Origin of the sequence: Haloferax prahovense DSM 18310 (assembly GCF_000336815.1) — an archaeon.
GTDB classification, from domain to species: domain Archaea; phylum Halobacteriota; class Halobacteria; order Halobacteriales; family Haloferacaceae; genus Haloferax; species Haloferax prahovense.
In genome coordinates, this window is sequence record NZ_AOLG01000047.1 from 268523 (window position 1) to 281056 (window position 12534).

The 12534-nt window shown below is 49.4% G+C and carries 11 protein-coding genes; 4 read left to right on the plus strand and 7 right to left on the minus strand.

What is annotated here, in order from left to right; all coding sequences use genetic code 11:
* Positions 1 to 3348, minus strand: a complete 3348-nt coding sequence (locus C457_RS13190) for an ATP-binding protein (protein ID WP_008095328.1) — start codon at positions 3346 to 3348, stop codon at positions 1 to 3.
* 185 nt (positions 3349 to 3533) lie between these two features.
* On the opposite strand from C457_RS13190, the gene C457_RS20125 reads away from it, so the two are divergent.
* Positions 3534 to 4187, plus strand: a complete 654-nt coding sequence (locus C457_RS20125) for a hypothetical protein (protein ID WP_152420016.1) — start codon at positions 3534 to 3536, stop codon at positions 4185 to 4187.
* A gap of 92 nt (positions 4188 to 4279) precedes the next feature.
* Here C457_RS20125 and C457_RS13200 read toward each other — a convergent pair whose 3' ends face one another.
* From C457_RS13200 to C457_RS20130, 3 genes are all read right to left on the minus strand, one after another.
* Positions 4280 to 4594 carry a hypothetical protein gene (locus C457_RS13200; RefSeq protein ID WP_008095333.1) on the minus strand — a complete coding sequence of 105 codons (315 nt, stop codon included), beginning with the start codon at positions 4592 to 4594 and terminating at the stop codon, positions 4280 to 4282.
* A gap of 392 nt (positions 4595 to 4986) precedes the next feature.
* Positions 4987 to 5784, minus strand: a complete 798-nt coding sequence (locus C457_RS13205; protein ID WP_161611448.1) for a BRCT domain-containing protein — start codon at positions 5782 to 5784, stop codon at positions 4987 to 4989.
* A 281-nt stretch (positions 5785 to 6065) separates the two neighbouring features.
* The gene (locus tag C457_RS20130) at positions 6066 to 6602 is read right to left on the minus strand and encodes a hypothetical protein (RefSeq protein WP_152420018.1); all 537 of its coding nucleotides are present in this window, start codon (positions 6600 to 6602) and stop codon (positions 6066 to 6068) included.
* Positions 6603 to 6910: 308 nt separating this feature from the next.
* Between C457_RS20130 and C457_RS13210 the strand changes: the two genes are divergently transcribed.
* Together C457_RS13210 and C457_RS20135 are read left to right on the plus strand one after the other, a co-directional pair.
* Positions 6911 to 7390, plus strand: coding sequence for a type II toxin-antitoxin system antitoxin SocA domain-containing protein (locus C457_RS13210; protein WP_008095336.1), 480 nt, complete (start codon positions 6911 to 6913; stop codon positions 7388 to 7390).
* 61 nt (positions 7391 to 7451) lie between these two features.
* Positions 7452 to 9065: a DUF6338 family protein gene (locus tag C457_RS20135; protein WP_152420019.1), complete on the plus strand. Its 1614-nt coding sequence runs from the start codon at positions 7452 to 7454 to the stop codon at positions 9063 to 9065.
* A 258-nt stretch (positions 9066 to 9323) separates the two neighbouring features.
* Here the strand turns inward: C457_RS20135 and C457_RS13215 are convergent, their stop codons facing one another.
* A complete protein-coding gene (locus C457_RS13215) occupies positions 9324 to 9902 on the minus strand; it encodes a DUF1643 domain-containing protein (RefSeq protein ID WP_008095338.1) in 579 nt (192 codons plus the stop codon).
* Between the two features lie 170 nt (positions 9903 to 10072).
* Entirely contained in the window at positions 10073 to 11215 is a 1143-nt protein-coding gene (locus tag C457_RS19740) for a PH domain-containing protein (RefSeq protein WP_008095340.1), read from the minus strand.
* A 221-nt stretch (positions 11216 to 11436) separates the two neighbouring features.
* Between C457_RS19740 and C457_RS13220 the strand changes: the two genes are divergently transcribed.
* On the plus strand, positions 11437 to 11886 hold the full coding sequence (locus tag C457_RS13220) for a hypothetical protein (protein ID WP_008095342.1): 450 nt from the start codon (positions 11437 to 11439) through the stop codon (positions 11884 to 11886).
* A gap of 371 nt (positions 11887 to 12257) precedes the next feature.
* On the opposite strand, the gene C457_RS20375 is transcribed toward C457_RS13220, so the two are convergent.
* The gene (locus tag C457_RS20375; RefSeq protein ID WP_008095344.1) at positions 12258 to 12503 is read right to left on the minus strand and encodes a hypothetical protein; all 246 of its coding nucleotides are present in this window, start codon (positions 12501 to 12503) and stop codon (positions 12258 to 12260) included.
* Positions 12504 to 12534 lie beyond the last annotated feature (31 nt).

Below are 12534 nucleotides of genomic sequence, written 5' to 3' on the forward strand. Positions count from 1 at the left end.
TCACTGCTCCTCGCCTGCTGTCGTGTCCTTGATGCGAATGTCTGCTTGCATGGTCACGGTGAAAGCATTGTCCACGGCGAGTAGCTCATCAAGCGAATCGAATGTCTCACTGTAAAGCCTGTTCTCGTCTTCGTTTATAAATTCTATATCGAAGCCCGATTCCGCAACACGCTCACCATCGGGATTAGAGATTCCCTCCGGCTCCATGTTGAATCGACAGTGGTCGGTGAACACCTCCGGATCACCATCGAATGATAAAGTGAACTCTGACCCCGAACCGTCGTCAGCGACGTAGTCGAACCGCATAGTCGTCACATTCGCGAACTCGCCAGACCCACTGAGTCGGTTCGCCGTGAACCACGAACCCTTCCACGCATCAGCGCCTTCGATCCGAATCCAGACGCCCTCTGCAAATGCGGAGAGTTCGTCGGGGTGCCCCCGGTACTCACTCCGTGCCTCAGTAATCTCTTCATCAATGTCTGCACGCATTTCTTGAAGTGCCCGAGAAACGTGTGCCGGAGAGGTTGTCGATGCTTGCACCAATTTGGAGAATGGTTCATCTCCGCATGAGTGGGCCTCGAACTCGGACTTCTTCGTAAACGTCTCGCCACATTCGTCACAAGTCTCCGGCCCCCACTCGATGTCACAGTCGTGGGTTTTGTACGCGGCTTCTGACTCGAACGTTTCGCCACAGTCCTCACAGGTAACGCTCGTATCCCAATCAATCTCACCCTCGTGGGCGTTGACGAGGGCGGTGGCGGATTTGTAAACGCGATGTGTGTCCAAGAGCTTCACATCACCGTAGACGAGTCCCGTTCGGAGATTTCGAGCATCATCAATGTCGTACTGATGGCCGTTGAGTGCCGTACCTTCCTGCACGTATCCGGTCTTAGTATCGTCATTCCAGTAGGCGTATCCGTCATCTGATACGAGTTTTGCGACGGTCTTCCGAAGGGGGACAGGAGAGAGGAGTATCTCGGCATCTGGTCGCTTCCCGAACTGCTCTTCGAGGTCGCGGGTCGTCATCATCTCCGCGCCACTGTTCCAAATCGTTGATTCGAACCATTCGACACCGTATGCTCCTTCTCCTTCGGGGATTATTTTCCCTGCCTCGTCCAATTTCTCGATGGCGCTCTGATGGATAGTGCTGTCCGTCGTTATCGAACGATGCGTGAGGCCATCTGCACTGGCGAAATATAGATGCGTATACGCTTTCTTGATGTCCTGATCAAGCGTCCCTTTGGCGCTGTCGAGTCGCTCAGCGAGTTTGTCCTGTTGCTTGTCGCTCAGGTCGTACTGGTCACCGACTCGCTGTTGGATGTGTTTGATTGCCGCAACTCGTTCGGCAGTCATCTCTGCATCTCTGACGCCATTCTCACCGGCTACGAGGAAGGTGACGTTATTCTTGTAGACACGTTGGGTCCGTTGCCCGCCACTCGATGATGCAGTCCACTTGTAGAGCGTCTGGATTGTCTCAGGGACGTTTTCTGGGTCACGAACGGTCACCGTATCAAAGTCCATTACGCAGAGGTGTGCTTCGTCGGCGGTATCCGGTATCTTATGTGGCTCTTCTGGGCCGACGATAACGTTGAGGCTTCCCTGTCCAATGGCCGTCTCAAGAGCTTCTTCCAGATTCCGACGCGCCAGTCCCGGTTGCATCTGCTCCACGACCGAATCGACGAGTTTCGTCAAGTTTGCCTCGGACTTGAACTGAATCTTCTCGCCGTTATCGCCATGGAGGTAGAAACAGGCGGAGGTTCGCCCTTCTCCGAGGAGATTGTTGAGTGCGTCGTCGTAGTGGGCAAGTTCGACTTCCGTATGAGCGATTGCGTGTCGGAGTGGCCGTCTGGTTGTCCCGCGTCCGCTAGCCCCTGCAACGATACTTTTCCAAAGGATTGCCGTCGTCAGGTGTGTCCCGAGAGGTGGGTGACCCTTCTTCGTCCATGCTCGGTCTTCTTCTTCGGCGTTTGCAGTTCCATCTTCGGAGTAGATGTCGGCCTTGATAGCGGCCTCGAAGTCCATGTCGACGGAGTCGAATAGTCTCAGGAGTGTCGAGCGAACATCACCATCTGCAGGATGGAGATCGAATAAGCGGACAAAGTGGCGGTCAAGTTGCTGGTCATCTTCAGACCAAAGACGATGGACACCCCGAGACAGGAGCTTGAGTGCCCCGCGTGTACGCTGGAAAGATGGGAGAGAGTCCAGCTCTTGAGTTAGAGTGTTGATGACGGTGGGATGAATCGGGTAGCTCTCTTCAAGTCGTTCGCGGTGTGCAGGGCTGGATGCCGAATCTGGGAATGATTGGCGGTCACCCGAATAGAATGAGGCGTAGGTCTTGGCCGTGTGGTCTCGGGCGCTTGAATCAACGCTCTCGAAGAGCCGATGACGGAGAACAGCAGCGATCTCGCTGTCCTCCGTTGGAGTTATCGAACTCTCTGTACGATCGGTGATGTTGTTGAACTCGGAGAGCGCTTCAGAGACGATACCCCGAACGTCCTCTGCCTGTCCAGCGAAAGCGGTGTCTGCGATGCTCAGGACGACCGTTACTTGGTCGGTGTTCTGTGTCGCTGACAACAGCGACATCAGGAACGTGTTAGTCTGTTTGGCGAGTGTGGAGTCCCCGATCTCGACACCAGCGGCTTGTTCGAGATACGCGGCAATCTCGTCAAGGAGAATGAGCGAGGGATTGGAGTGTCGCTCGAAAAGTCGTTCGAGTTTCCCAGTCCCCGGTGGGTTCTGGTTTTCATCGTTCTCACGGAGGAACTCGTACCCCTCTTTTCCGAACAACTGGTAGGCGAGTTCACCCCACATCGTCTTCGTTTTCGGGGCATCGGGGTCTGTGTAATCAGAGCGAGCCTCGATGCCGTCGACATGCGTGCCAACAAAAACTGCTGTGTTCACGTTCAGACCGAGAGCGGCAGCCTCGGTGTAGGCGTCTGCAACTTCTTGATTGTCGATGAAGTCCGAAAGATCGGGGACTGCGTTCGGTGACTCCGCAAGGTGATATGCTGCAATCTGATTGTGAGTCTTCCCGCCACCGAAGGAGGTGTCGAGCCGAAGAATCCCGTTCGTCCCGCTGTAGTCGCCCGAGTGTGAACTGGCAAAGCGGGTTGCGAGTCGGTTTAATAGATCTTGGAGGCCGTCAGTCGCGTAAGTCTTCTCGAAGAAGAGTTTGGGATCAGCGTACACCTTTGGCGCATCATCAGAGTGAGCGACATCCGCGAGACTCGCAGCGAACTGGTCTTCGGCCAGCTCACCCACGAGAACGTCCTGTCGCGGTGTACAGGCATCAAAGATAGTTGGCGTCTCATTGCTCTTCGCCTCAAGGTCAGATGTTGAATCGCTCATTGTAACTGATTTGTCTGGAGTAGATGTTCTGCGTGGAAACACAGTCCCGCTTACAGATGTTATCGAGTTATCGTAATCGGGGTATATATGACTAAGGGTACGGAGAAATGAAACCCGGACAACAGTCCTGTATATCGAGAAAGCATGGTCGATATTTTTACATAATGTCTGTGTAGCCAACTAATATGAGTAGGGATTGGAGTACCTCATTATCGGACCACTCTCCCATTGCACAATCTGTGCTATCGGTTTTGGAGCAATTCGTAGATGAGTTTGGGATACGCGAATGCCCCTCACAAGTTGAATACGTTGTAAGTGGCCGATACTTGGATAGCAGTGAGATAGGGCAACTCCCAGAACGGTTCATTGAGGACCACCTTGTGTGGCCTCTTCTCAATGTACTGGGTTACGAGTATCTGCCTCAACCGGTCGGGTATCCGCGTTGGGGAAATGAAGTTCCAGACTTTGCCATCACAAATTTTGAGACCACTGATGAGTTCGCGTTTATTGGTGAAGTGAAACCCCCAAACAACATCTCTAACGCTCGAGTCCAAGTGAAAAGCTATCTGAAGAAGGACTTGGGTCTTAATACACTTGCAATAGCAACCGACGGGCTGAATTGGGAACTCTATTTTCGACATGAAAAGGGCGAGTGCGTAGTGCCTCTGCTCAAAGTTGGCCTTAGAGCGATTATCTCGAAACTGCAGCGGCGACTATTCGAAAAAGAAAGCTACCGGTCATTTCAAATCCGAGGTGTGCTATCGGACGCTAAAGTTGAACAATTGTACCGGCCAAATCTCGAGAAAAGAGTATCTAACAAGCTTAACGGAACATCTTAAATCTCGCTTCAGTCTCAACAGTTAGAAGAGATACCGATAGCGGTGATTGCTTTCTTTGACGCCGACGGATGTTCCGGTTGTACTCCGCAATCCTATGCTCTTTCGATAAGGTGCCCGAAATTATCAAGGATCGTTTCTGTTTCGACTCTCCTATCTTGACACCACTCAGAGGCCTCTTGCTCACTGAGTGGTTCGATGTCCATCCCAAAAGTCCCGTCAGTATCCTCAAGAATGCCGAACTCTGCCTTTGGTGCGCCTTCTCTGTAAAGGAAATAGTTCCCTTTAGGAGTCTCAAAGAGGACCTCATGCAAGTAATCGTACTCAGTGTGTGCAGGAAGAGGACAGTAATCTGCAATCATTTCCGCACTGGTGGTCTCGTACAGTTTTGAATTGATGATCTGCGACATGATTATTCTCCGGCTGAATCGTTTCTGAAGTCCAACCGGTATGTGAAGGAGCAAGTGCCGACAATCAACGGTTGCGGACGACGAATTTGTGGGAGGATTATACTTTTGGCTGAGGCTATTCTAAAGCAGATTTCCAGCAAAACTTCTTCAGAACAATCATTTGGGACTCATATTTGCAGAACTCGTTGGCGATGACCTCAGCAGAGCGATGACCTCGTGGGTACACACTATTACATTTACTTGATGATCGGCACGAGGACGTCTTTTGGATGAGACTAGCGAAGAATGATCGATTCTACCTTGCGCTCACCGAACACGGGTTATCCAATGCTAACGAAATTCGATACGCAGTTCACCTGAGATTGCTCAAAGGTCAACCACAGATTTTTCAATTACTCAGTTTGCAACCGGTTTTGAAGTCCCTCGTAGATTAACTCCTTAGCGGCTTGGTCGACAGCGTCGTCATCGTTTTCAGACAGTAATTCGATAGCTGTCAAGACTCCATTAGGCAGTTCAATGGTGAGTTCTTCCTCCGCAATTGAATCAAAGCCGTACTCTGCTCGGATAGCTGCGGATACGAAATCCCCAACTGAATCGACCTCTTCTTCATTCGAAACTACCGTTTCAACCATTGCCAAGAGCTTGTCCGGAAGAGTCACCTCAACCGATTCAGCAGATTCCGCCTTGTTCCAGCTCGGACTCGTACCGTCAATCACCCGCTTCAATAGATGTCGGGTGGAATCCTCAACCACAGAATTGAACTCTTTCCCTTGCTGTTCTGCATCAGTCGTCACAATCTGGATTAGAAGAGGTTGGATTGTGATCTCTATTGTATCATCGTCGGATCCGGCCAACGTTGATTGTGTTCCCACATCAGCACTCACACCTTCAACGTGGGAAAACTTCTCACCGAATAAAGAATAGAACTCGGGTTCAGTGAGCGTCGGGATCTCGTTCTCCTCGAAAAACTCAATCTTCTCACTTCCGGGGTTCTTCCCAACGACAAGGACGTCGCTTTGATGAGAGATGTTGTTTGTAACCTTCCCGCCATGGCTTTCGACCAGTTCTGTTGACTCGGAACGGGTTAGCTCAGAAAGCCGTCCTGTAAAAACGACTTTGAGGCCATCCAAGTCTGTTGCGTCAGATATGCCAGCCCCGCCAATTTCGTGTCCGGGTTCCATATCGCTCATCTGATTGCTGATAATCAAGTCTTGGCTCACATATAAATTCACCATCGGGTTAGTCAAAAGTACGTATTCCTCCAACGATTTCTCTCAGACTCCTCAAGGACATCTTTGGGACGTTTCTGGGATACCTTTGGGACATCTCCCAGAACGGTCTGGGATTTCTCAGGGATAGTTCATAGAAATTCAGGGTTCGGCCATCACTGTTTGTGAATTTCTGTGTTTAACCCTAAACAAGGAACCCTACAAACCGGGCCAATCAAACCCAGAAGTACCTGTCTTCACGTCTAACCATCTACTGCTGAATGTGTGAGCAAGTGAAAACGGACTCGAGATTTCTTATTTGAGGGATTGTCAATCGTAAGGTCGTATGAATTGTTCTCGACTACGAAGGACGCATCGAAACTTGAAGTCGATAGTTGACTACCCACCTCATCAAAATACGCCTGTTGTCCATCTCTGAATTTTATGAACTCATCTCCAGAAAAGAGATAGATGTCCATTGCTGGTCCAGAAAGAACCTCCACTTCGTATTGTATACGGACCTGTTTTGGCGTAGCTTCCCAATCTATAGAATCACCCTCTGTTGCGAGGAGTCGAAGGATGTGAAACGTGACCATTGTTCCGGGAGCTATTTCTAACTCGACCGGATCACGGCTCGCGAAGTATTCGCGATCAGTTGGTTCTGGTGCAGATTCCGTTCTCTCTTGGAGTCTTTGGACAGATCTGACAGCCCCTCTGATCGCTGCTCCACGCAAACATCCAGAAAGAGATGCTGCCACTGCAAGCCCGGATATTCCCAGAAATTTGCGTCGAGATTCCATAGCGGTATTACACACAGCAGATATTTATATCGAATTGATATTTGTTGTTGGCTGATAACTAGTGGACAGCAACCACTTCGTGGACTGCCTGTTCAAGAGATCGGGGGTTGAAGAGATACACCAGCACATTTCGAACGTTGCTACCACCACGGAGGCTGAAATCTACTAGTACTGGAAGTGGATCAGAGAGTGTTGTCGTTCCCCCGACTGACACTGTTAGTCTTCTCAGACTGGCTTCCAATTATGCTTAAATCGGGGTGCCTGTATCAAGTCTAAGACTTATGTGCCGGTACGCAGTACTATCATGTATGAGTACCGTGAAGGCGATTAGTAAAAAGGAGCTACTTCCCCTCCTCCTTATGGACAATGGAGAGGAAGAAACGGTGAGTGGCATCACTAGGCTCCAAAAGCTCGTCTTCTTAGCTCAACATGGGGGCCTTGATGAGGATCCCATTCCCAACCTCAAGGAACAAGTTAGTTTCCACTATGTGGCTCATGATTATGGGCCGTTCTCTAAGGAACTGTATGATGTGCTTGATCAGCTTGCCGAAAAGAATCTGATTAACAAAGAGAAGACGACGACAAAAAGCGGGAACACCCGCTATGAGTTCTCCCTGAGCGACGAGGGGAAAGAAGTTCTCAAACACTCCAAAGAACAGTATGCCGATAACGACCGAAACATCCTAAAAGGTATTCAAATTCGGTATGGAGATATGCCGCTATTCGAGTTGCTTGATAAAGTCTACGCAGAGTTCCCGGAGTACGCTAAAAACTCGAAGTTAGCATAGTATTCTGTTTAGTCTGACTTTCCGAAGGAAATAACCCACTAGCTATTGACTGGATGGGTAGATGATACCGCTGCAGAACGGACTCTTTTCATTATCTCTTTTAGGTGCAGTGGCCCTACCCCTGTTGTTTATTGTTCCCGGAGTTGCGGCAATCCGTGTTGCTGGATGGACAACTAAACGGAGAGAGGACCACGACCGAGTTGAGATAATATTCTTCAGCTTAGTGTTCAGTATTGTCTCCTTGGTCATTCTGTATTTATTAGCATCAGTACTGAAATGGGACTGGATTACAGCAGGGGATGTAACCCGACTTGAGCTTTCGGCTGTGATCGGGTGGTATCTTGCTCATCTAGTGGTCGCAGGAACTATCGGAGCCATCTTTGGTTCATTTTCTTACAACTACATCTATGAGAATCAGTTTCGGGACCACTACGATAGTTGGGATTTTGCTTTCCAGTTTATACATCAATCTAGCGACGTTGTTGTCAAAACTACTAGTGGTGATTGGATTCAAGGACACGCGATTCAGTCTGGTTCCTCGAATGAGACTCGAGACCTGCTACTCGCCTACCCTCGATGGGGTGAGAAACCGGAAGATCTCGACATAGAACGGGAAGAGTTCAGTTCACAAGATGAGAATGATTCAACTCCGTCTAATGTTGCAGAGGCAGAGATGCCCAACCCGGATGATGTCGAAACTTTCGACCCAGAGGATGCAAGACGTAAACCTGCTCTGGGGCAATATCTGTACGTCAACGAACCTGACATCGAGACCGTGACTTTTCTAGAAGAATCTGATGAGGATCCGGACGGAACTCTGTTTGACAAAGATCAACTTCAGCAACGAGCGGGGCTGCTCTATGAGCAGTTAGAGGTGGACTCGGCGGTGAACCAATTAGCAAGAGTGTATCCACGTCTGGTGGGTTCGAAGATGCAGACCATTGTCTCAGTCTTCTCGGTAGTATTATTCTTTGCAATACTCTTAATTCCAGAGCTATGGGTCCCTATTCCAAGAACTCCGATTAGTACTTTCCAACTTGTGGGGGCGACAGGCGTTGGAATGGTTGTAGGCCTACGACAAGTCGAACGTAAATCACTGACTCCGTTGGAATTTTTCTTTGTGTTTCCCCTCGCTATTCTGTTAGCCATCATATTTGGTGGTTACTCAGTTGTAATGATATTCACCCACCCAGTCTGCCGAATTAATGTCCTCTCGCGAATCTCTACAACCACATTCTTACTCGTTGGTTTTGCCACTGGTGTTGTGTTAGTTCACGTCGTATCCCAAGTCAAACACCGCTACGGCGTTCGTCCGGGGTGGTACGTGATGACAATATTGGGTATTCTAAACATCGTTCTTACCAGCCTCATATTCGGTTTCTTCTCTCCAACATTGGGCCAACTTGCGACTGTCTTCTGTGGAACCATTGCTACACTTTTATTTGTTGACCGTATTCAAAGAGGGGTCGCTGGGAGATACAATGACTGGCCAGAATTTTGGGTGAATTGCATCAAACTTGGTGGCGAACTGGCTATTACTACTCTCCTCATATGGAACGCCCTCTACTATGACGGTGCTGTCCAGTTCGTTTTGGTGACAGTATTATTCATAGTCGGCTTGTTGGCCTACTGGTCCTTGACCCTGCAAGGATTACACAAAGCATGGTCAAGTTAGAATCCTTGTTCATCGCATGTTTGGCACTACGAGAATAGTCAGAATTGATGTCGTCTAACTTCGTGGTGGACAAAGTCGCAGAACTGTACTAGCACATTTCGACCTTGTTGCTACGAAGGCTGAGATTTGCTAGTACGAACAAGTGGCGTCAGGGAAAGAAGGGAACACAAGTAGGGTTGATCTTTGCTAACCCTTCGACTGGGGCAGAAGAACGGGGTTAAGCGTACCCTCGTTTCTTGCTGAGTTTGGTGTCGTTGCTCATGGCTCCCAAGACGTTAGACTGTACGCGTTCGTTTGCCGTCCGGGGTGGTACGGAACATTGCCGTACTGGACTGCTAGCCAGTCGATGTCGAATCTGTCGACAAGCGCCTGCGGTCGCTCATTATTCGGACCGATGGTTCCCCACCCTGCGACAACCTCGTCCGCGTTGTCAACCATATGCTGAAGAAATTGGTCGTTTAGGGGGCCAACAGGGTCATCGGCGTCTTGTAGTTCTCCGGGATACCGGTTCTGGTACGCCCAAACGTTTGCAACGACACAACTCCCGTACCCCTCTTTTCCGGAGTAGTGGGCGATCTTTTTCATTGTTTTATCAGCTGTGATGCCATCGGCGTACGACGGGTTACAGCAAATCCACGGGAGGGGCTGTTTCTCGTCGTCCCACACCATCCAAATGTAGTAGCGGTAGTCCCCGTCGTTACTGAATACAGCACCCATTCGCTCAATGGGGAGGCGAGGGCCATCCTTCAGATTAACAACTAGGTCGATATCCTTGTTTGTCTGTATAATCGTGTCTGGCAAGTCTGGGGGATAGAGCGACGATTCTTCAAACCTCATTGACTCAAATATTTTGACAGTAAGTATAAAGATGTGCCCCGGATGAAATCTGCTATTGTAATCTCGTGTCTTTGTTTCAGAATTATTTGATAAGAAGAACCACAACTCGATATTCGACGTAATCTGGATAGACTCGTTAAACGTCTATCTGAGGCGACGTGGAGATCGGACTATACTTTTTCTAATAAGGTTGCTTTCTTCTCTTCAAATTCATCATCCGAGAGGATTCCTTCATCATGTAACTCCTTCAATTTCTTGAGCTGGTCGAGGGGATCTGGCTCGGAAGATTCAGTATTTTGGATGACTTGTGGTTGGTTCGCTTCGGAGATTTTCTGTCGGATGAAGCGAACTGCATCCCGCACTTCGTCTTTTCCGGGTTCGTGCGCTTCGATGTGATACGTCTGACCTGCTGTTTGAAGGGTAAGCCGTTTATTCACTAATCCAGTATCAAGGTCAACACTGGTGATATTTGAGTATGGAATGGACCGCTCGTCACTGCCTAATATCTGGGGGACTTTGATTGCTACACGACGGTCTGTGATTGCTGCTCGCACCCATCCTTTAGTACCTGATTTCCGACTTCGGTCATCTCCCCAAAGAGAGTTTCCTGCACCCGACCCCTCGACGTCAACAGTTGACCCCCGAGTAATGTAGTGAACCTTCTCATCAGAGTCTAATATATCTCTTATTTTTTTGAACCGTTCTTTGGTGACATAGCCACCTTGAGGATTAACGTCGAGTGCTTCATCGGTGGAGATTGATTCGTCTGTAGGGTCCCAGACTTGCTGGAGGCCCGAAATTACCGTAGTGTCGACCGACGAATTGCCTGCCTCAGCCGCTTTTTCCAGAACATACTCACTAGCGGCCAGAACCTCATCATAATCCGTTTTCCCTGCAATGTAGACGATATATTCCGCCTCGTTCGTGAAGATGGATAGCCGCTGTTTTGAGAGGCCCTTGTTCGTTTCAGTATCTTCTACGGCGCCGTAATTCAGGGCTTCTCCTTGGTTTCCATTTGTGATGAGTAGTATCCTCTCATCAGTTATGAGACAAATAGTCCGGTAGTCGCTCGACATACCCCCTCCGACATTTTCGCTACCTTTCGTCAGCCCTTTGTTTGGAATATAGAAGTAATAGTGTGGCTGTTCTCCGTCGTGTAGGAGATCAATGAGCGGCTGTTTGGATAAATGATCTAAACCCAACATCGACCCTGACGTTGTTGTGAGTCGTTTCGATGTGACTGAATCACCGTTTGCTGCAGCCGCCAACTCTTCGGCTGGCCCGTCCGGTTTACTACTGCCCAAGATACCCATACGATATTGTCTTCAACAGATGACTTAATCTAATGTGTGAATTTCAACGAGTTCAGAAGCTAATTAAACACTTTTCAATTAGAGTGGGGTGGTGTTTTCCTCGGAACTGCAGATTTAACCCTGTAGCAGCCTTGAGGGGTTGTTCCTCTGCGAGATTCTTGATTGAGTGTCACTTCACAACCCGAAATACACAAGCACGACTCTTGAGTGCTGAACTACCAATGAACGCCGAGTACATCCGAACATCCCGCCCGCCCAAAGAGACTCGGCTTATTACCGCATTCCAGTGGATGATCTCAGCAGCGCTCTTGTTCCCTACTGTCGGAAGTGGAGTTGTCCTCGTAGCCAGTAACGTGACTAGTTGGTCGCCCACTGAACTCCTCCTTTGGAGTCCTCGACTCCTCGAACTGCTCTTCGTGTTCACTATCTTGGGCGGCTTAGTCAGTGGTGCCTACTGGCCGGTTTTCAACGGACACTCAACAGCACGCGAACAAGCCCTGTTTGAGTCCCGACGTAGGAGCGCCATGATGTTATCCGGTGGCCTCGCACTGTTCGGGGTCCTCTCACTGCTTAATGTCACGACAGTCACGGACTTACTACAGAATATGTTCGTGGTTGGATCAACGATGCTCGTTTGCATTTACATGTATGCGTATGAGGTTGGTGGCTGACGAGTTTGATTGTGGTCTAATACTCGTTGCCTGTCCTTCGTCTAACCCGTATTGGGGTTGATGCCATGAAGTGAGATACCGGATCTGTTGTAACCCTCCAGCCAGTAATAGTTTGTTGAGACTGTGTCGATTACAGTGGATACAAACAACCTCCATCTGTCCCTTACTGCTTTCTCACCAATTGTTAAGGAGGGAGTATGCTACCGCCAGCGCACCGACTACCATGGCAGAAATCGCGAAATCGCTGATTGTCCCTATTGCTTCGGGAATCTGAGCGAATATACCTGAGGTTGGGAAAAATGGCCACAAGGCAACAAGAACCAGACCTACGGTGAGCGGGAGGAGAACAGATTTTCCAATATTTTCAAGATTCACCGTCCAGCCCCTCGAAGAATCAAGATCGCAGTTACGGCGATACCAGTTCCACCAATCGCTAACGTGAGCGCGTCAGCCGCATCAATCAGGAGGTTTTCGCCCGTTCCAGCAAGGGAACCAGTTATCGTGATAGTTTGATTGAACTCTGAGAACAGGTAGATGCCGAGCATGACGACTATCGTCGTAATGACGACGGTGACGACTGCGCCAACCGGGTCGCCTTGTCCACGATCGCCCCTCATATCAATGACAAGTAAAATACAGAGTCTTTTG